General features: G+C 56.8%; 17 protein-coding genes. 5 read left to right on the top strand and 12 right to left on the bottom strand.

Annotated elements, in window-relative coordinates; genetic code table 11:
- Window positions 1-17 precede the first annotated feature (17 nt).
- From RA28_RS08050 to tssA, 11 genes are all read right to left on the bottom strand, one after another.
- Window positions 18-1,235 carry a hypothetical protein gene (locus RA28_RS08050; protein ID WP_039526489.1) on the bottom strand — a complete coding sequence of 406 codons (1,218 nt, stop codon included), beginning with the start codon at window positions 1,233-1,235 and terminating at the stop codon, window positions 18-20.
- 88 nt (window positions 1,236-1,323) lie between these two features.
- Window positions 1,324-2,880, bottom strand: a complete 1,557-nt coding sequence (locus RA28_RS08045) for a hypothetical protein (protein ID WP_152612044.1) — start codon at window positions 2,878-2,880, stop codon at window positions 1,324-1,326.
- Between the two features lie 41 nt (window positions 2,881-2,921).
- On the bottom strand, window positions 2,922-5,639 hold the full coding sequence (gene tssH / locus RA28_RS08040) for a type VI secretion system ATPase TssH (protein WP_039526484.1): 2,718 nt from the start codon (window positions 5,637-5,639) through the stop codon (window positions 2,922-2,924).
- A 2-nt stretch (window positions 5,640-5,641) separates the two neighbouring features.
- On the bottom strand, window positions 5,642-6,712 hold the full coding sequence (gene tssG, locus RA28_RS08035; protein WP_039526482.1) for a type VI secretion system baseplate subunit TssG: 1,071 nt from the start codon (window positions 6,710-6,712) through the stop codon (window positions 5,642-5,644).
- Window positions 6,676-8,553 carry a type VI secretion system baseplate subunit TssF gene (gene tssF, locus RA28_RS08030; protein WP_039526478.1) on the bottom strand — a complete coding sequence of 626 codons (1,878 nt, stop codon included), beginning with the start codon at window positions 8,551-8,553 and terminating at the stop codon, window positions 6,676-6,678. The genes tssG and tssF overlap by 37 nt, the downstream gene beginning before the upstream one ends.
- Before the next feature lie 5 nt (window positions 8,554-8,558).
- Entirely contained in the window at window positions 8,559-9,053 is a 495-nt protein-coding gene (gene tssE, locus RA28_RS08025; protein ID WP_039526475.1) for a type VI secretion system baseplate subunit TssE, read from the bottom strand.
- A complete protein-coding gene (locus tag RA28_RS08020) occupies window positions 9,046-9,867 on the bottom strand; it encodes a type VI secretion system accessory protein TagJ (protein ID WP_039526472.1) in 822 nt (273 codons plus the stop codon). Before RA28_RS08020 ends, tssE begins: the two co-directional genes overlap by 8 nt.
- Before the next feature lie 83 nt (window positions 9,868-9,950).
- Window positions 9,951-10,445 carry an Hcp family type VI secretion system effector gene (locus RA28_RS08015; RefSeq protein WP_039526469.1) on the bottom strand — a complete coding sequence of 165 codons (495 nt, stop codon included), beginning with the start codon at window positions 10,443-10,445 and terminating at the stop codon, window positions 9,951-9,953.
- A gap of 93 nt (window positions 10,446-10,538) precedes the next feature.
- Window positions 10,539-12,035, bottom strand: a complete 1,497-nt coding sequence (tssC, locus tag RA28_RS08010; RefSeq protein ID WP_039526467.1) for a type VI secretion system contractile sheath large subunit — start codon at window positions 12,033-12,035, stop codon at window positions 10,539-10,541.
- 3 nt (window positions 12,036-12,038) lie between these two features.
- Window positions 12,039-12,554, bottom strand: a complete 516-nt coding sequence (gene tssB / locus RA28_RS08005) for a type VI secretion system contractile sheath small subunit (protein ID WP_039526464.1) — start codon at window positions 12,552-12,554, stop codon at window positions 12,039-12,041.
- A 66-nt stretch (window positions 12,555-12,620) separates the two neighbouring features.
- Window positions 12,621-13,652: a type VI secretion system protein TssA gene (gene tssA / locus RA28_RS08000; RefSeq protein ID WP_039526461.1), complete on the bottom strand. Its 1,032-nt coding sequence runs from the start codon at window positions 13,650-13,652 to the stop codon at window positions 12,621-12,623.
- 426 nt (window positions 13,653-14,078) lie between these two features.
- Between tssA and RA28_RS07990 the strand changes: the two genes are divergently transcribed.
- From RA28_RS07990 to RA28_RS07970, 5 genes are read left to right on the top strand one after another with little or no spacing between them, the layout of a single operon-like run.
- A complete protein-coding gene (locus tag RA28_RS07990; RefSeq protein WP_039526458.1) occupies window positions 14,079-14,495 on the top strand; it encodes a hypothetical protein in 417 nt (138 codons plus the stop codon).
- Window positions 14,496-14,498: 3 nt separating this feature from the next.
- Complete coding sequence (locus tag RA28_RS07985) at window positions 14,499-15,119, top strand: MotA/TolQ/ExbB proton channel family protein (RefSeq protein WP_039526456.1); 621 nt, start codon at window positions 14,499-14,501, stop codon at window positions 15,117-15,119.
- A gap of 10 nt (window positions 15,120-15,129) precedes the next feature.
- Window positions 15,130-15,564: an ExbD/TolR family protein gene (locus tag RA28_RS07980; RefSeq protein WP_039526454.1), complete on the top strand. Its 435-nt coding sequence runs from the start codon at window positions 15,130-15,132 to the stop codon at window positions 15,562-15,564.
- Window positions 15,561-15,971, top strand: coding sequence for an ExbD/TolR family protein (locus tag RA28_RS07975; RefSeq protein WP_052261365.1), 411 nt, complete (start codon window positions 15,561-15,563; stop codon window positions 15,969-15,971). The genes RA28_RS07980 and RA28_RS07975 overlap by 4 nt, the downstream gene beginning before the upstream one ends.
- The gene (locus RA28_RS07970; RefSeq protein ID WP_039526452.1) at window positions 15,968-17,344 is read left to right on the top strand and encodes a DUF4384 domain-containing protein; all 1,377 of its coding nucleotides are present in this window, start codon (window positions 15,968-15,970) and stop codon (window positions 17,342-17,344) included. The genes RA28_RS07975 and RA28_RS07970 overlap by 4 nt, the downstream gene beginning before the upstream one ends.
- 288 nt (window positions 17,345-17,632) lie before the next feature.
- On the opposite strand, the gene RA28_RS07965 is transcribed toward RA28_RS07970, so the two are convergent.
- Window positions 17,633-20,425 (bottom strand): bifunctional aconitate hydratase 2/2-methylisocitrate dehydratase, encoded by a 2,793-nt coding sequence (locus RA28_RS07965; protein ID WP_039526450.1) that lies wholly within the window; start codon window positions 20,423-20,425, stop codon window positions 17,633-17,635.
- Between the last annotated feature and the right edge of the window lie 40 nt (window positions 20,426-20,465).

Genomic DNA, 20,465 nt, shown 5'->3' with positions numbered 1-20,465 from the left:
GGTGCACTACCTATTGTTTAGCCGACGACGTCGCTGATTTCGTCAACCAAGGTGTAAACGCCTTTAACCGACGTCAGCATGGACTTGGTTTCCTTCAGCACGGTCATCTTGTCCAGCTTCTTCAGCTTGTCGACAATCGTTGTATCATCGACCTTCAAACCGTTGCCTTCCATAAGCGTTTCCATTTCGGCCAGGAACTTCTGGCGTTCCTCCAGCTTGGCGGCCATTGCGCTGGCCTCACGCTTGACGGACATGCATTCAGCACCCAGCTTGATGCCTTCTTTCAGGGTTTTCTGCGACTTGGCTGCTTTCATCAGTTTATCAGCAGCTTTACCAAGGTCGTCGACCTTATGCCGTGTCTTTGTCGTATGTTCACGATACAGCTTGCGCTTTTTGTCCGAGTCCTTTTGGTAGACTTGGTAGCCTTTGATCGCAAAATCCATGATGTCTTTGGCGATGGCTTTGGGGTCGCGACCCTTGGTGACTTCCTCGCCCATTCCAACAGCTTTTGCCGTCAGTTTCTTGATCGCTTCCATCGGCTTTTTCACAGAAATACCCGACGTGTCGGTGATACCCTGCCGTTCCGCCGCCTGCATGATCGAGGTTCCGCGAAGCGTGATGTATTTCTGAATCGCGCCATAGAGGTCCTTGCGCAGCTTTTCTTCGCCCTTCAACTGCTGCTGGACCTCTTTGCCCAGTTCGTAGACCTGCTTGACGATGGTCTTGTAGGCCATGACATCGGCACCCGAAGTCGCCACCAGACGCGTCACGGCCGTACCGATCTTGATGACACCGGCTGTCACTTTGAGCGTCGTTTTGACCCGCGCCTCTTTCAACAGTTTGTCTTTGTTGGCCTCGACCTTGATCTGCTTTTCGATGGCGACATTGGCGGCCCCTTCGGCAGATCTAAGGGCGTTCATGATCATCTGGTTGGTCGCCTGGATCATCTTCTCGGCGTCGGCCTGCGACTTCTGACCCGGCGTTTTCATCAGCTCGCCGACCTTCTTGTCGAGCTTGACCGCCTCTTCCGTAATGACCTTTTCGTAGCGCTCCAGCTCTTTCATACCGGTCGCTTCAAGGCGCTTGAGCGTCGTCGAAGGGACCGGACCCTTGGCTGTGACATCGAATTTGACGTCAACGCGGTAGCTGGGGATTTCGATGTATTGCAGTTTGGGCTTCGACCGGATCAGGTCGACGACGTAGAACTTGTGCGATGTAACTGTTTTCTTTGCCATGATAAAACTTAGCTCTTCTATAAGTGGTTTCTTTTCAGGGTGTTCGACGCCGCACTGTTCAAGTGGGAATGGCGGCGTCAGCTATGTCTCACCCGATTGCTTCTTCCAGTTGATCTTTGCCTTCGGAGGCAATGTCATTGAACAAACCCAACGCCGTGTTGACGGTGTCCAACGTGTTGGATGCTTCTTTGAAGCCAACGCCAGCATTTGCGCCAGCCAGGGTCAGATTGACGACCACTGGGAACACCTTGTCAAAGATCTGAGCGTATTTCGGGTTCGATGAATTCAGTGCGTCCAGCATCTTTTTCAGATTAGGAGCATTCTTGTCCGCGTTTGAGACGCGTTTCATCATTTCAGAACAGCCATCCAGACCTTTTTGCAGCGAGGCGCGGGCTTTCTTGAGCTTATCGAGGTATTTGCCCGCCTTCTTGGCGTCGGCTTTTTTCATCGCCTTCTCAAGCTTGTCGCATTCCTGCAGGCCTTTCATTATGGCCTGAGACAACTTGCGGCCGCCGACTTCCAAACCGGCCACCTTGTTCTGCCAAAGCCCGTAATTCTTGTCGCATTTCGGAAGCGTTGCCAGGAAAGGCGCATCCGTTCCAAGAATGCCCTTCAGAACCGATGAGCCGACCTCGGCACCGCCCTGAACGTTCTTCTTGGCTTCGCCTTCCGCAGTGCGATAGCGCTTGAGAAGCGTATCCAGATCGCCCTTGAGGTTCTTTTCGACTGTTTCCGCTTCTTGCGCGGCATCCTTGATTTTGTCAGCCAACTGCGCGACGCCCCGCACCAAAGATACAATCCCCAGCGCCAAAGACGCACCACCTGTCGCCGCCGCCCCGGCGACGCCAACGGCACCACCGGCAACACCCAAGACGCCCACGGTGATGTCAAAACCGGTTTTGACCTTATAGTCTTTGTACTGTTGCTTGCGCTTGACGAAGGCTTGCCAGCGTTTGGCCGGAATCGCCTCGAAATGCTTCTTGGCGCCACCCATGATTGTCTTGAGCTTGACTTCAAAGTTCTTGACCTGACCTTCACGCTTTTTCGCGTCAGTCTCTTTCTTGATCGCAGCGTCAGTCGACATCAGTTCCTTGGCAATCAAGGCGACCAGTTTATCCGTGACCGCATTGGCATCGTCGACCATTTGCTGCGGGGTGACATAGTCACCTTCTTTTTCAAGAACATCCAGCAAGTCTTCGTTCAGCTTCAGCTCGAACGCATAACCCTTCAGGTCCTTCAGCCAGTCGGGTTTGAATTTCTTGGTGATCTCGGCCCCCAGATCCTTTTTCCAGATCACGACCGATTTGCCGACTTTCTGTTTCGGCGCCTCAGCCGGCGCGGATTTCGCGCGGTCCTCGGCATCCTTCTGTTTGGCCTTCAGGTCCTTTTCTTTCTTGTCGATGATCTTGGGATACTTCTTCAGGACCGTCACCGTATCCGCGTGTTTGCTTCCTGCGATCTTTACCGCCTCGGCGACCTTGCGTTTGACATCCGACAGGGATTTCAGGGTTTTGCCCCAATCCATCTGGTCCTCGGCCACCTGATACGCTTTCAAGGCATCGGCAAGGCCGGTCTTCTTCATGAGTTTCGGTTTGTTCTTCGACCACCATTTGTGATCAAGTTCCGGAGTCATAGTCGCCTTCATAATTTGTCCCCTTTCTCGGTCAGACGCATCATGCGTTGCGCTCAATCAAACCCATAAGTGAAGTCGCCGTCTGTGACGTCGATCACGACTTTGGAAACTTCTTCGCCCTCCATCATTCTTTTTAGGAATTCGGCCGAGATATCCGGCAGCATCGTGTTTGTTACAATAGCGTCGATCATGCGGCCACCGCTGTCCAGTTCCTGACACCGGTTGACGATCTCATCCACAACGGCGTCGGTGTATTCGAATGGAACACCATGAGCGGATTCGACGCGTTTCTTGATTCGGCCAAGCTGCAGCTTTGTAATCTCGCCCAGCATCTCGGGGCTGAGCGGATAGTAGGGGATCGTCACCAAGCGACCCAGCAGCGCCGGCGGGAAGACCTTGAGCAACGGATCGCGCAGCGCCTTGGCCATGCCCTCGGGATCAGGCATCAGGTCGGGATCTGCGCACATATCCATGATCATCTCGGTCCCGACATTCGAGGTCAGCAGGATCAGCGTGTTCTTGAAGTCGATCACGCGGCCTTCGCCGTCCTCCATGACGCCCTTATCGAAGACCTGAAAAAAGATCTCGTGCACATCCGGGTGGGCCTTTTCAACCTCATCCAACAGAACCACCGAGTAAGGCTTGCGCCGCACCGCTTCGGTCAGCACACCGCCCTCGCCATAACCAACATAACCCGGAGGCGCGCCTTTCAGGCTGCTGACCGTGTGCGCCTCCTGATATTCCGACATGTTGATGGTGATGACGTTCTGTTCGCCCCCATACAAAACTTCGGCCAGTGCCAGCGCGGTTTCGGTTTTACCGACCCCGCTGGTGCCCGCCAGCATGAACACCCCGATGGGCTTGTTCGGGTTGTCCAGACCTGCACGGCTTGTCTGGACCCGCTTGGCGATCATCTTCATCGCGTGGTCCTGACCGATCACACGTTGGGCCAGACGGGTTTCCAGGTTCAGGATGGTTTCGATCTCATCTTTGACCATGCGACCGACCGGAATACCCGTCCAATCGCCGACCACGCTGGCCACGGCCTGATGATCGACGATGGGCAAGATCAGCGGGCTGTCGCCCTGCACCTCTTCCAGCTCGGCGTTCTTGGCCTTGAGTTCTGCCAGCAGAGCCTCACGGTCGATGGGTTGCGCATCTGGCGCTTCCTCGGTCGCGGCTTCGCCTTCAGCGGTTCCGGTGCCTTCGACCTCTTGCCCGCCTGCACGCAATTTGGCACGCAGGTCGAGGATTTCTTCGACCACCTTTTTTTCGGCCTCCCAACGTCCGTTGAGCTCTTCCAGCCGCGCCTCTTCCGCCTCTTTCGCGGCATTTACGGCCTCGCGACGGTCGGCAACGTCATAGCCTGCGGTCTCGTCCCGTTCGATGATCTCCAACTCGGTCGTCAGCGCTTCAATCCGACGTTGGCTGTCATCCACCTCGGCTGGCACCGCGTGCTGAGACACCGCGACCCTTGCGCAAGCGGTATCCAGCAAGCTAACCGACTTGTCCGGCAATTGCCGCGCGGGGATGTAACGGGCCGAGAGCGTCACCGCCGCCTCGATCCCTTCGTCCAGCACCTGCACGCGGTGGTGTTTTTCCAGCATCGAAGCGATGCCGCGCATCATCAGAACCGCCTTCGGGATATCGGGTTCTTCGACATGCACCACCTGGAAACGGCGGGTCAGGGCCGGGTCTTTTTCGATGTATTTCTTATACTCGGCCCAAGTCGTCGCGCCAATGGTACGCAGAGTGCCCCGCGCCAGTGCTGGTTTCAGCAGGTTCGCCGCATCACCGGTTCCGGCGGCGCCCCCTGCCCCGACCAGCGTGTGGGTTTCATCGACAAACATGACGATCGGCGTTGGGCTGGCCTGAACCTCTTCAATCACCTGACGCAGACGGTTTTCAAACTCGCCCTTCATGCTGGCCCCGGCCTGCAAAAGACCCACATCCAGCACTAACAGGCGCACATCTTTCAGTGCAGGCGGCACATCGCCACGCGCGATGCGCAGGGCAAAACCTTCGACCACGGCTGTTTTACCAACACCTGCTTCACCGGTCAGGATCGGGTTGTTCTGGCGGCGTCGCATCAGAACATCAACGATCTGGCGGATTTCTTCGTCACGACCAACGATTGGATCAATCTCACCGTTACGGGCCTGTTCGGTCAGGTCAGTGCAGAACTGCTCCAGCGCTTCGCCCTTGCCCATCGCGCCGGGGGCCATCGCGCCGCTGGCTTCGCCGGGTTCAGCGCCCCCGCCCACATTTGAGCCGTCCTGCGCGCCCAGCGTATCTTCGGGCGAGCCATCGGTGGCCTCGCCAAAACTATCCGCCAGATCATCGGCTCCGATCTTGGCCAATTCCGGCGACATGCTGGCCAGAATATTGCGCAGCGCAGGCGTTTTGAGCATGCCAAGGATCAGATACCCGGTCCGCACCTTGCTGTCGGAATACAGAAGCGAGCCCCAGACCCAACCGCGCTCCATCGCATCCATCAGATGATCGGACAGGTCCGAGATCGAAGAAGCCCCGCGCGGCAGCATGTCAAGCGACCGCGTCAGTTCCGAAGCGATCTTGCCCGGGTCCAGATCGTAATGCTGAATGATACGGTGAACGTCGCTGTCCTGACCGTTCAGAATCTGATGCAGCCAATGCTGAATCTCGACATACGGATTGCCCCGCATCTTGCAGAACACGGTGGCCCCTTCGATGGCCTGATAGCCCAGCTTGTTCAGCTTGCCGAACAGCGAAACGCGGCTGATTTCCGTCATCTTCAATACCTCTCGTTGTGGGCCAGTTCTTCGGCCTCAAATTCTTGGTTCATATATCCGGGATAAAGGATCAGATCGTCCGCATCCGGCCTATCTTCTTCGGGGTCGTCGCGGGTTCGAATCCAGCTGGTATGACCCAATTGAGTTGTGCCGCCCAGCGACGCACGCGGAACCTCTTCGCCGGACAGGATCAGGTTGACCTCCCAATCCAGCGTATCTCCGGCGTAGGTGCGGAGGATGGATTCCAGCCGTTCCTGCGAAACACCGCCGGGCAACAAGCGCTTGTAGTCTTCCAACGACAACGGACCGATCCGAATTCGGAACTTGGCAGATCGTGACCAAACACGGTTGCCGATGCTGGTGGATTGGCCCAATCGCGCCGGCCCTCCAAGTTGCCATGTGTCGTCAGGTTCAAGTTCCAGCCACGTTCCGACGAATTGTTGAACATGCGCCTCGACACCAAAATAGTCGGACAAGATCGCAATCAACCCTTCGACGGTTTTTGTGCCCGACCCCAGATGTCCGGCAAAAAAACGACGCAGCATATCCGGCATCGCATCGCGGTCGACATATTCCGTCCCTTTGAACCCGGCCAATGCAGCAACGCGTTGCTCAAACGGATCATCCCCGCGATCAAAGCTGGGCGCTGGTTCCGCAGCCGCCCATGCGCGATAGAGCAAGCTCATCAAGCGATGGGTCAGCATATCCGCGAAGGCCACAAAGGTCGGGTCGCGGTGATTGCGCAGACGGTCCCGTGCAAACTCGGTCAGATGCAGTGGCAGGGGTCCCTGAGGTCCGAAAAACCCAAAGAACAGGTTATTCAACTTGCCCGGCTGGGTTTCAGACCCAGGCTCAAACCGGGTCAGCGTATTCGGCGGAAAGGCCAGAGACACATCCTGACCAAGTCGCACCCGGTCCTGACGCGGGCGGCGGGACTCGCCCAGACGCGGCGCATCCGCGTAATGCGCCTCGATCACGCGCAACGCCTGAAAGACGTGGTGTCTTTCAGGGTTAGCCGCCAGCGCGGCGATCAGGCTTAGATGATCCTGCCCAGTCCGGCTGCCGGTCGCCATCTGGCAATCTCTCCCCTTCGTTCGGTTTTCAACACGGTTTCTGTGAAACTGTTGATCGTAGTGTATTTGCGGAAGAACCGTTCCAGAACAGCACCCAAAACGTAAACGCTTGTGCCCTCGTAAAAACTCTCGTCAAAACCCAGCGTAATCTCAAGGCCGCGCACAGCGGTACTCAGAACCTCGTCGCTCATACGGCGCACGATCGGGCGGCTCGAGACCGAGACCACGCCCTCAAGCTGTTTTTCGGTTACGCGATTGCCCAGCGGGGCGTAAATCCCAAGCAGCTCGCGCAACGCCCCTGCACCGCCCTCCTTGCCGTCACCTGCAATGGAAAGGTAGTTCAGGCTGAGGTGGCTGATCAACTTCCACGCCGCATCACCCTGTGCAAGCGTCGCATGAGGTCGGGTTGGCGTCACAGGCGTTCGAATGGACTTGACGGGCCCGCCATCTGGCAGATGAAACACGTCATCACCGCCAGCGGCCAACAACATCGGCAGATCTCGGTTGGAACATAGTGCCTCAACGGCCAATTGCTCCAACGTTCCGGGATAAGGGGCCTGTGCGCGGTCGACCAATGTCAGGTACACTTCGGACCCAAGGTATGACGTTCGCACACCGCGCAGACGTTCCTTTTCATTCCGCTGCCGCATCCTGCGTTTGACGGTATAATAGGCCGAGTGATTGTCGCCCGCCGCTGTCAGGTCAGTGTCGCTGTAGAAAGGGCGGAACGGGATATCGCCTTCTTCGTCCGCCTGAATACCGATCACGCGTTCGATCGAGAAGATCTCATAGTCCAGACCCGCGGTGCGGTTCGGGACAATGTGATGTTCGGTGTCCATCTGGGTAATGTGCACCCGGTCGCATCGACGGTGAAACAGGTTAACGGCGGGAACCGCATTCAGTGTGAACGCCGTGGGCGTTACGGCCGGTGCCACATCGCGCATGCCTTCCTGCAACAGGATGTAGATATCGACGTCCGTTCCCGCGGACTGCTTCAGGGCAGGTTTCAACCCGGTCAGTTCCACAAACAGGAACCGCTCGGGCATGGCGAAGTATTCCTGAAGCAACCGGTAGCCATCGAAAGACTGTCGCGGCGTGGGCAATAGCGCCTCGTCGCTTTCAAATCCTTTGGGAACAACATCCGCGTCCATCAGGCGCACCGTCCAGTCCGCGCGCCGATCCGTCGACCGCCCTGTCAGGCCCACGCATTGTGTGCTGAGCAGTTCATGCAGCGCCCAAGGCTTGCCGCTTTGCGTATCCAGATGAAGAACAAGACTGTCCATCTCCAGATCGGCCATCGGTTCGCCATCTGTCCGGTTCAGGCGCAATCGGATACCGGCGCGGGCATCCGTTTCCTTAGCCACACCTGCGGCGACGAGCTCGCCGCGCCCGTCAATATATTCTGCCTCGGCGATCTCGATCGGCCAAAGGGTCAGATCCGACGAGGTCGCAAACTCGCAAGACGTTTGTTCCCCTTCCGCCAAACGCGCGCGCAATGTTGTTCCACGCGCAATTGGATAGCCTTCTTTCAGCGCCGCATTCCCCACGTCGGGTTCAAGCTGGGCGATCATCATGGATGGCGTCGGCGCAAGATAATGGGGGTAAACGATTTCCAGCAGATTCGAGGTGAATGTCGGGAACTGCATATCCAGTTCCAACTGAACCCGCGCGGCCAGAAAGGCGCTGCCTTCCAGCAAACGTTCAACGTAGGGGTCGACGACCTCGATCCCTTCCATTCCCAACCGAGACGCAATTTTCGGATACGCATTGGCGAATTCCGCGCCCATTTCACGCAGAAAGGCCAGTTCGGTTTCATAATGTTTGAGAAGCCGTGTGTCCATTCCGCCTAGCTCCGTTCAATCGCGACTTCGCCCGTCGTTACGTCGACACGGCTGCGCAAATACAGCTCCAACGGCATCGGCTGCGCCCACATGACGGCGCGGATATCGAATTCGACATGCATATCGCCCGCCTTGCTTTCGGATCGCAGGTCAACCGCAACAGAACCCTTCACGATCCTTGGCTCAAAAACCTCGATGGAATCCGCGATGGATTTTTGGATCCGTTGCGCCTGACGAAATGTCGAAAACGCGCCCGAAGTTTCACGGATGCCATAATTCAGAACGGACTTCGCCGCGTGCGGGTAGACGTCTTCGTCGATCATGTCAGACTGATCGGTCGTATTCAGCAACATCGACAAATCGCGCTGGATGATTTCCCTGAGGCGGCCTACGTCGATTACACGTGCATCGCGTCCCTCTTTCCTCTCTTCCGGCGCGTTGTCGGTCAGCCGGTCAAGAAGCGAAGGTTGCAGTCGTTCCGCAAGTGTCTTCTCAGCCATCTCCTGCCGTATCCCCGACCACTTCGGCCACGTCCAGCACCAGTTCGCGGACATCCAGCAAGGCAACGTCCGACTTGTCGGTGGCAAGCAGTCTTTGGCCAAGGCCAACAAAGGTGTCTGCACCCGCATCTGCCCAGCTGGTCGCACGCGCGAGACGCGCAGCATCATCGCCCTGATCGGTCGTACCGGCATATCGGGTCGGGATCAAAGCGGCGACCTCACCGCCGCTGGCGACAGTCAGCGTACAGGCCGTCCAGACCGCATCCCGCAAATCACTTGGCGCTTCGATATCCAACCGGACAATCTGGGCGAACGGCAACCAGAAATAACGCCCGTTCACGATCACCTCGAGAACCGGTCCCAGCCGCATGTCCGCGTCCGCGATCCACTCGAACGCTTCTCCGTTAACGGTTCCGGACGTCGTCGGGGCCGCGTCGAACGCACTGGCACGCAACTCAGCCGCCTGATCGAAATGACCGCCAGCGGTCAGTTTCTGCGCCTCAATCAGATGGGCCAACCATTCTTCAGGTTCGCCGAAAATCATCGGGGTTTTTTCGCCCGCAAACACTTTTTCGCGATAGACCTCACAAATGATGGCCTCGCGATACGTCTTGGCCATCATCGTGGCCGCCTCATCCATCTCGGCACTCAGCTTCAACTGCGTGATGGCCCGTTTCCAATCGCCCATGACACAGAGCAGTTGAAACAGAAAAATCCGCAGCTTGGCATCTGCGGGATTGGCGCGAATTTTGTCTTGTAGCGAGGCAAGCGTGGCCGCCAGATCGCCTGATTTAAGATGCTCTTCCGGCGTCATGAGACCCTCGCGCAGTCAGGATGAAGAAAAATGCAAAAAGCTCTGGCGGCAAAAAGCCGCCAGAGCCAGTTCGTATGGGGAAGTCAGCTGACGTCGCCGGTTTCCAGGTTCCATTTGAACTCGTTGCAGTCGCTGAGTTTGCCGGTCTTGAAGTCGGCAATCTTGTATTTGACCGAAATACCGCGATACGCGACGGTCCAGCTTTCGGTCGGGATCGACTCTTCGCCGCCGGAAACCGAGTAGCTGTCAACGATCGCGTCACGCAGCGTGAGGATCAGATAGGGCTCCATACCTTTCTTTTCATCATCGCCCGAGCGGCACAGATGGATCGTCATCTCGGCGTTGGATTTGCCCGAAGCAACGTAGGTCATGAGTTTTGCCGAGGCTTTGCTGAGTTCCGTGCTCAGCTCGACTTTGCCGAAATTCGCATTAGCGTAGCCACGCTGAGTGGTACCCATGTCGGCCATGTCCAGTGTACGCTCGACGGTCCAAGAGATCTCTTTGCATGCGATCCAGTCGGTGTGTCCTTTTTCCCGGGCCTCGCCAGGGAAGTCCATTTTGATGAATACGTTTTCCATTTTGCCTTCCTCTAAGGATTAATGACTCTGAGGTACGTGAGAGTTGGCCCGGCGGCAGTGAAACACATCACACGCCGCCAAGTTTTTTTACATTTATCCGGCTTTTTCTGACGGAAGTTTCGATACGAGACGCAGCGAAACCGACAGACCTTCCAGTTGATAATGCGGACGCAGGAAGAACTTGGACGTGTAGTAGCCCGGGTTCCCTTCCACGTCCTCAACAACCACTTCAGCCGACGCCAAAGGCTTGCGCGCCTTTTCCGCTTCGGCTGAGATATCGGCGTTGAAATCAACGTATTGGTTGATCCACTCCTGCAGCCAGGATTCCATGTCCTGACGGCTTTTGAACGAACCGACTTTGTCGCGCACCATGCATTTCAGATAATGCGCAAAGCGGCAGGTCGCGAACAGGTACGGCAGACGCGCTGCCAGATTGGCATTCGCGGTCGCGTCCGGATCGTCATATTCTGCGGGCTTGTGCAGGGACTGGGCCCCGATGAACGTCGCCGAATCACTGTTCTTACGGTGGATCAGGGGCATCATGCCGTTCTTGGCCAGTTCCGCCTCGCGCCGGTCCGAGATCGCAATCTCGGTCGGGCACTTCATGTCCACGCCGCCGTCGTCGGTCGGGAACGTGTGTGCAGGCAGGCCTTCAACCGTGCCGCCACTTTCCACACCACGAATGCGCGAACACCAGCCGTATTCCTTGAACGAACGGTTGATGTTCACCGCCATGCCATAAGCCGCATTGACCCAGCTGTAGCTGTCGCTGTTGGCACCGGTGGTATCTTCCTCGAACGCGAACTCCTCGACCGGTTCGGTCTTGGCGCCATACGGCAAACGGCCCAGGAATCGGGGCATCGCAAGCCCGACGTATTTGGAGTCTTCGCTTTCCCGCAACGACCGCCAGGCGGCGTATTCCGGTGTCTGGAAGATCTTGGTCAGGTCACGCGGGTTCGCCAGTTCAGACCAGCTGTCCATCTGGAACAAGGTGGGCTTCGCGCCCGTGATCAGCGGCGCGTGGGCTGCGGCTGCGATCTTGGACATCTCGCCCAGAAGTTCGATATCCTGCGGGCTGTGGTCGAAATGATAATCTGCCACCAGCGAGCCGTACGGCTCACCACCGAACTGACCGAACTCTTCTTCGTATAGTTTCTTGAAGATCGGCGACTGATCCCATGCCGTTCCTTTGAACTTGCGCAGGGTCTTGTGCATGTCCTTCTTCGAGATGTTCATTACGCGGATTTTCAACATCTCGTCGGTTTCGGTGTTGTTCACCAGATAATGCAGACCACGCCACGCGCTTTCCATCTGCTGGAAATCGGCATGGTGCAGGATCAGGTTAACCTGTTCGGTCAGCTTTTTATCAATCTCGGCGATGATGCCTTCGATCGAGCGCAGTGCGTCGTCCGAAATCAGGCCGGTATTGGCCAGCGCCTGTTCGGCCAGCGTTTTGACTGCACTTTCAACAGCCGTTTTCGCCTGATCGGACTTGGGACGGAATTCCTTGGTCAGCAGGGCCTCGAATTCCGAGGATCCAAATGCTGTTGCGCCTTCGGCGGCTTCTACCTTGGCTTCTTCTTCGGCCATCTTTTACTCCTCCTCAGCAGCGTCGCCGCCCGGTTTGGGCTGGGCTGCCAGTGTTTTCAGCAGGCTTGGGTCCTGCATGATCTTCGAAATCAGATCCTCGGCGCCTGTCTTACCATCCATATATGTCATTAAGTTGGACAGCTGCGTGCGCGCATCCAGAAGCTCTTTGAGCGGTTCGACCTTGGCCGCGATGGCCGCGGGGCTGAAATCATCCATCGACTCGAACGTGATATCCACCGCCAGATTGCCTTCGCCTGTCAGCGTGTTCGGCACTGTAAAGGCGGCGCGAGGGGCCATCGACTTCATACGGTCATCGAAATTGTCGACGTCGATTTCCAGAAACTTGCGGTCAGCCACGGCGGGCTGTTCCACCTCGGATTTACCGGCCAGATCGCTCATGACGCCCATTACAAAGGGCAGCTGAACTTTCTTTTCAGCACCGTACAGTTCGACATCGTACTCGATCTGAACCCTCGGCGCCCTGTTCCGGGCTATAAATTTTTGTGAACTATCGGCCATCTGATGCTCCTCGATTCATCCATCAGTGTTTCTTTTCAATCCGTTACCCGGCATGCCCGGCGTGGATCAATAATCGTCATCGTCTGTTTTCAAGCCGCCAATCTGACGAACCTCGTCCAGACCCTCTTTCGCCATGTCTTCGATAATCGTCAGAAAATCGGCATTAACAAGGCGCTTCGCCCGTTCCAAAAGAACCGGCAGCGGGCTGGAGGGTTCGCAGCGCGCATAATAGTCCATGATGCGGTCGAGCATCATTGTAACATCATCGGGCGAATTGATCGCCCCTCCGCCGGATGGACCTCGGGCCGGCGCACCGGGCGCCGCCGCCGGAGCCGTATCTTCGTCGCTCTCTTCTTCCGCGACTTCGCCGACATCGGCATACCGCGCCAAAGCTTGCTTGATGCTTTTCAGCGCGTCCGACAGTGGCTCAAGATCAGGGCCCTCGCCCGGCGTCTTTTCCGTAAAGATGGCATCAATTGCGGCAACGTCGTCCATGGCTTCGGATGCCGCGTCGGCATTGGCAGACAAAACCTCTTCATCGGTATCCTTGAATGCGGCCGCGATCGCGTTTTCATCCGGAATGTCGTCGAGGTCCGCGGGCATGTTGATGCGGCCTTCGGCAACTTCGACATGGCGAAGTGTCAATTTGCCAAACGTACGGCTGTCAGTGATGCCCGTGCGTCGCAACGCGCGGACCATGCGATCGGACGAGGCGATCCCGCGCACGGCGTTGATCCGCATCGTGGCGTCGCCGTCGTCTTCGTCTAGTTCCGGATGGCAGGTGTCCCAGTAGTCTTCCAGCAAAGACTTCAAATAGCCAACCGATGTCGCAAATGCTGGCAGACCCTTGGTATGCAGTACGGCTTCGGCCAGATAAACGGCCGCCCGCAGGTCATGGCTTTTCTCCATGACCGCCAACGCCTTGGACTCGACGTCGCCCCAATCCTGCTCCTCGGCGGCGACCACTTCGTCGCCCATCTGGCGTTCTTCGCCGGGCTGAGCTGCAATCTCAAGGTCCGTGAATGCCGGATCGTATTCCAGATTCTCGCCACTCGGGGACTCGTCGTCCTTTGGTTCCAAATAAGATGATAGGTCCATGATCTCCCCGAACCGTCCTTTGCTTTGGCAGCTTGTTGTCTCTTTTTGGTCGCTTACCGCAGCATGAGTTGCCGCGTGTATGAATTAGTTCACATGACCGTACAACTCGCAATTTCTAAGCGGTTGATCCGCTAACATTGTGGTAAATCAGCCGCATCCCACCCACAAAGTCAAACCCGATATGCGCATTTGGCGCGCTTAGCATGCGATCACAGCAGCACTTGGCAACAGATACGCTTGGTCCCGCGCTGGCCCTGCGTGATATTTCTTCTTTTCCGTCGGCCCATGTTACTGCAATGATCATGCCAAAAGCACGTTTTCCGCGTGTTTTGATCAGAGGCGCTGCTTGGGGCATCAATCCTGTCACCGGTTGGGCTCAGCCGGATAATGGGAAAGTTGACGTAAGGGAACAAGGGGAAAAACAGCATGAGACTTGGCATCATTGGCGCAATTGCGTTGGCTATGGCTGCATCCGGGGCATTGGCCGACGACGGCAAGCTGTCCATTGAACTGAACAAGTTTGAAGCCGGCGAAAGCGGCGGCTGCCGCGCGTTCTTTCTGTTCCGCAATCAAACTGACAACAGTTTCGAAGACTTCGAAATGTCGCTGGCGATCCTGGATGGCAATGGCGTTATCGACCGCCTCTTGTCGATTGACGCATCCCCCCTGCCCGTACAGCGCACGGTTCTGAAATTGTTTGAAATCCCGGACATCGACTGCGCCAACATCTCGGAAATTCTGCTGCATGACCTGCCCGCCTGCAAACCTCAGAACGCAGAACCCATCGACTGTTTTCCGCTGCTGTCGCTAGACAGCAAAACATCCGCCAGTTTGGCGCAATAAGTCATGGTTGGATTTGAAAACCTGGGAACCGGTGGCCCGATCCTGATCGTGCTTGGGTTGCTTTCGCTGTTGTCGCTGACCCTGATCGTCGTAAAGGCCATACAACTCGCCCCTGCGCGGTCGGGTGAGGCGGCGCGCGACAAGGCGCTGGTAGACTGGTCGAACGGAGAACGCGCGGCGGCGCAAGCGTCTGTCGCTTCTGGCAAGTCACCGGCAGATCGCGTTTGTGCGTATGCGATGCAAGCGTTGATCGACGGTTTCAAAGGTGCGCCACTGAACGCAGAGTTGACGCGGCGCGGGAATCTCGAATTTGCATCCATGAACACCTGGATCAGGGTTCTGGAACTTATCGCAATGATCTCTCCTTTGTTGGGGCTATTGGGGACGGTGACCGGCATGATCCAATCTTTTCAAGAGCTTGAATTGGCTCAGGGGTCCGCCAACGCATCGGTGCTCGCCGGCGGTATCTGGCAGGCTTTGCTGACAACTGCAGCCGGGCTTTTGGTGGCCATTCCCGCCGCTGTTGGCGCATCGCTTTTGTCCGGGCGCGCCGAAGCGGGTGCGCAAGCCATCGAAAACGCGGTCGGACGCCTATTGGTGATCGAGGAACGCGGCGCAGTTTGAGGGTAAGGCGATGTCCGGAGAACTTGTTCTTAACCGACGCAAACCGACCCGGCCACTGATCTCGCTTGTTCCGATGATCGACGTGATGCTCATACTGCTCGTGTTTTTCATGGTCACGTCCACATACCTGAACCTGGACATGATCCCGGCACTATCCAAGCAGGATCGTGAACCTCTGTCTGATGCCACGGAGGGGAGACAGCCTGCGGGTGCAATGCTGATCCGGATCGGGGCAGATGGCGCGGCCTATTTTCAAGGACGCCCATTTGAGCAGGACGCGCTGGCGCAGATGCTTGCAAACCGGCTAGCGGCCGAACCTGCTGTTCAAGTGATCATCCTGCCGACCGGCAGCGCAAGGATGCAGGCGCTGGTTTCGGTCATGGATACCGTCACAACTGCTGGCGTCACCAATATGCGCGTTGTCCGATTGGAGGCGCGACCATGAGGATCACCAGACCCGCGCCGCGTCATCATCCAGAAACCATAATTGCCCTGATCGATGTGGTTTTCTTTCTGCTCGTGTTCTTCATGCTGATCGGACGAATGGATGCGACCGCACCCTTCGATGTAACACCGCCCGTCGCGCAAACCGGTGCGGATATGCCCGCAGGCGGCCTGACCCTTTCGGTTGGCGCAGACGGTGCATTGGCATTAGACGGCCTGGAACTCAATGCCGAACAAGCTGTAGCGCAGGTTCAACGGCTCATAGAGGAACAGCCCGAAACGCTGATCCGTATCAACGCCCATCGCGACGCAACGCTGCGCGGGGTGCTTCCCCTGATTGCGCAATTCGAAGCATTGGGTGCCCGAGACGTTGTCTTGGTCGTCACCCCGCCCGGACCAGTTCGATGATCCGCACCCCCGTCATATGGGGCGTTGGATTAACCGGCTCACTTCTGTTGCATCTGCTTGCAGCCGGGTTTCTGCTTTGGACCATTGATCCGGAACCGGTGGCAGAGCAGCCCGTGCCCGAAACGCGGATGCAGCTCTCGGCGCATCAGGTCAGACAAAGCGACGCTGTCGAGGCCCGACCGGACGCCGACATCGCACAGGCACAGGACGCATCCGGTCCGCAATTGGATCAGGGCGTGATCCGACAGACGGCTGCGCTGGCGGCGGAACCCGAGACAAACCGGTTGGCTGCCTTGGACGATGCGGCGGAAAGCGTTCGACCGCTGGATGCGGCACCTGATGCGTTGATCGAAGTATCGGAAACCTCAAACCCCATTGAAGCCGCAAACATCACAACTGCTGCGGTCACGGCATCATCCTTGCCCCTGACAACCTTGAGCACGGGCCCCGCGCCGACGCAGGCCATCGCGCTGACACGACCGAATTCACAAACCGCTCAGGCGGTTGAAACACAAGCCGTTGCGCTTTCGCAAACCATACCGGACGTACCGCGCGCGAAAGCGTCTGATGTGTTCTCCTCATCTGGAGACGAGCCTATTGACCCGGTTTCGCTGGCGGCTTTTCAAAGCTTCATGCAGCCCGGCGATGCCGCCGAGGGCGCGCAGGATGTGCGCGATGGCATTGATGGTCTTCTGTCGCAGGTTCCCTGTTCCCGGCTCCAGGTTCAGTTTCGGCCGGAAAGCAACACGCTTGAACTTATCGGCCATATTCCCGAAGACGGCCTGCGCGCGCCCGTTCTCTCGGCGCTTCAGGCGCAGATGGGCGAGAATATTCAGGTCGCTGACAATCTTCTTGTCCTGCCACGTCCGCAATGCGGTGCATTGAGTGGAATTGCAGATGTCGGACTTCCGCAATCCACCGATCAGATCACAAACCCATTGTTGGTCGGAGAAGACGTTCACGCGCGCGCATTTCGCTACACAGAAGGTCAGCAATTGGTTCTGGACCTGACCGGTGCTGACTATGACGCATATATCTATGTGGATTACTTTGATGCGGATGGTCAGGTCATCCACCTCAGCCCGAATGACACGGTACCGCTTGTTTTGACGCCCGCCAAAACAGCCCTGCAGATCGGTGCTCAGAATCAGGGCGATCCGGGTTTGTTCATCACAATCGGACCGCCATATGGGCAGGAAATCGCGGTCGCCTTCGCCGCTTCGCGCCCTTTGTTCGACGAGGCGCGGCCACTTACCGAACCTGCTGACGCGTATCTTGCCTTTCTCAAGGACCGCGTGTCCGCCGCGCGAGCCCAGGACCCTGATTTCAAGGGAGAATGGGTTTACTTTTTCATCACAACGGCGGCGCAATAACCAGATAGCGAAAGACCCGGGCGATATGCACCGCCCGGATCAGATTGCTTTGTAGCCGCCTCAAGTGTCAGACGAAGAAGAAGGCGTCGCTTTCCAGGTCACAAACCCATGTGTTGCGCAGTGTGAGGCTGTCATCTTCGTTTAAATCAATCACGGTATGCCATGGCCGCGCTGTTAGCCGCAGGGCTGGTTTATGTTCTGCGCACTTCCCGCTCTGATCGGACATGACAAGAAGAGCGATCGCCAGCCCGGCTCCGAGACCGGACTGGCTGTTCGCCGTGATCCTGCTCAGAAATGAGCCGAATTTGTAACCGCAGGCTTGTCCATCGGCGGCGCGAACTTTGTCAGGTCAATGCCCTCGACCGCGGCTTTGTATTCCTCGACGCTTGGTGTGCGACCAAGAACCGCTGACAGAACAACAACCGGGGTCGAGGCCAGCAGGGACTCGCCCTTCTTTTCAGCAGAGTCTTCGACAACCCGCCCTTGGAACAATCGGGTTGAGGTGGCCAGAACCGTATCGCCTTTTGCCGCCTTCTCCTGATTGCCCATACAAAGATTGCAGCCGGGACGCTCGAGATAGAGAATATTTTCATATTCCTTGCGCGCGGTGTCCTTAGGAAACAGATCATCGAACTCAAAGCCGGAATAGCGCTGAAGGATTTCCCAATCGCCTTCCGCCTTCAACTCGTCAATGATGTTGTAGGTCGGGGCCGCCACCACCAGCGGCGCATTGAATTCGACTTTGCCAGCATCCTTCTCAAGGTTTCTGAGCATCTGGGCGACGATTTTCACATCCCCTTTGTGCACCATGCACGACCCGACAAACCCAAGATCGACCTTCTTGTCGCCGCCATAGTATGAAACCGGCCGGATCGTATCGTGCGTGTATCTTTTGGACACATCCACGTTGTTTACGTCCGGGTCGGCAATCATCGGTTCATTGATTTCATCCAGATCGACGACAACTTCCGCGAAATACTTGGCATTGGCGTCAGGGGTCAGGGCAGGTTTTTCGCCCGACCTGATTTCCGCAATACGCGCATTCGCTTTGTCGATAAGCCCCTGCAGCGTACCCGCTTCGTTGTCCATACCCTTGTCGATCATGATCTGAATCCGGCCTTTGGCCAGTTCCAAAGACCCGATCAGAGTTTCATCTTCCGAGATACAGATTGACGCCTTGGCCTTCATTTCGGCCGTCCAATCCGTGAACGTGAACGCCTGGTCAGCCAGCAACGTCCCGATATGCACCTCGATAATGCGCCCTTGGAACACGTTGTCGCCAAACTGTTTCAGCATCTGCGCCTGGGTCGCATGCACCACATCGCGGAAATCCATGTGATCCGCCATCGTGCCCTTGAAAGTCACTTTCACCGACTCCGGGATCGGCATGGACGCCTCGCCCGTCGCCAACGCCAACGCAACAGTGCCCGAGTCGGCACCAAAGGCCACGCCCTTGGACATACGGGTATGGCTGTCGCCGCCGATGATGATATCCCAATCATCTACGGTGATGTCGTTCAGCACCTTGTGGATCACGTCGGTCATCGCGTGATACTCACCTTTCGGGTCGCGTCCCGTGATCAGACCGAACTTGTTCATAAAGCTCATGAGTTTGGGGATATTCGCCTTGGCCTTTGCATCCCAAACCGAGGCCGTGTGACATCCTGATTGATACGCCCCATCCACCAAAGGTGAGATGACCGTGGCGGCCATCGCCTCCAGCTCTTGCGAGGTCATCAGGCCCGTTGTGTCCTGCGAACCGACAATGTTTACCTTGACCCGCGCATCCGAACCGGCGTGCAGCACCTTGCCCGGCGCGACGCCCCGTGCGTTGTTGTTGAAGATTTTCTCAACCGCCGTAAGACCCTGACCGTCATGCGAAATTTCCTTGGACGGAGCGAATGCGGATTTCAGTTCAATACCGAGTGTTTCAGACGCAAATGTTTGCAGCTTTTTGCCAAACACCACAGCGTAAGACCCGCCGGCTTTCATGAACTCGACCTTCTGCGGTGTGAAGGACGATGTCACGTCAACCAGTTCCTGATCTCCCGCGTCATTGTACAGCTTTTTGTCTTTGGTGTTGATGGTCAGAACAGTGCCGGTATCCACTGAAAACGCTTGTTCCAAAATCGGCTCACCATCGTTGTTCAGGATTGGATTGCCGTCTTCGTCCAGCTTTTTGATCCAGTTTTTCAGATCGAGTCCGATGCCGCCAGTCACGCCCACAGTGGTCAAAAAGATCGGTGAATTCCCGTTTGTACCCGCAACAATCGGCGCGATGTTTACAAACGGGACATAGGGGCTTGCTTGTTTTCCGGTCCACAGGGCCACGTTGTTGACCCCCGACATCCGCGACGATCCGACACCCATTGTGCCTTTTTCGGCAATCAGCATCACACGCTTGTCGGGATGCTGTTTTTGCAGTTCCTGAATTTCCAGCTGCGCTTGCGGCGAAATCATGCACTTGCCGTGCAACTCGCGGTCGGAGCGGGAATGCGCCTGATTGCCGGGCGACAGCAAGTCGGTGGAGATGTCGCCTTCAGCCGCGATGTAAGTGACGACTTTGACCTCGTCGTCGATATCAGGCAGCTTCGTGAAAAACTCAGCCTGCGCATAGCTTTCAAGAATCCCTTTGGCGATCAGGTTTCCTGCGTCGAAAGCTGCCTTCAAGCGCTCCGTGTCAGCCTCATACAGAAACACTTGTGTCTTGAGGACTTCTGCCGCCTGCTCAGCGATGACATGATCCTCGCCCAACGCCAAATCAAGCAGCACTTCGACAGACGGCCCGCCCTTCATGTGGGACAACAGCTCGAAAGCAAATGCCGGAGTGATTTCTTCGACGATCACATCGCCCAAGATAATTTCTTTCAGGAATGCAGCCTTAACCCCCGCAGCGCTGGTTGTACCGGGCAGGGTATTGTAGATCAGGAAATTCAGCGACCCGGCACGATGTTCATTTTTGACATCCTTGATCTGGTCAATGACTTCCTGCGTAAGCGCACCATCTTCGATTGGCTTGGGGTGCAACCCCTGCTCTTTTCGCGTTTCGATCTCGTTTAGGTACTCTTTATAAAGGCTCATGGCTTTCCCGACATATGACCGTTAGATTGGGCTGGAGCGC

Source organism: Ruegeria sp. ANG-S4 (assembly GCF_000814005.1).
In the GTDB taxonomy this organism is placed as follows: Bacteria; Pseudomonadota; Alphaproteobacteria; order Rhodobacterales; family Rhodobacteraceae; genus Ruegeria.
Note: the sequence above shows the minus strand (reverse complement) of the source record. Positions and strands in the feature narration are given on the sequence as shown.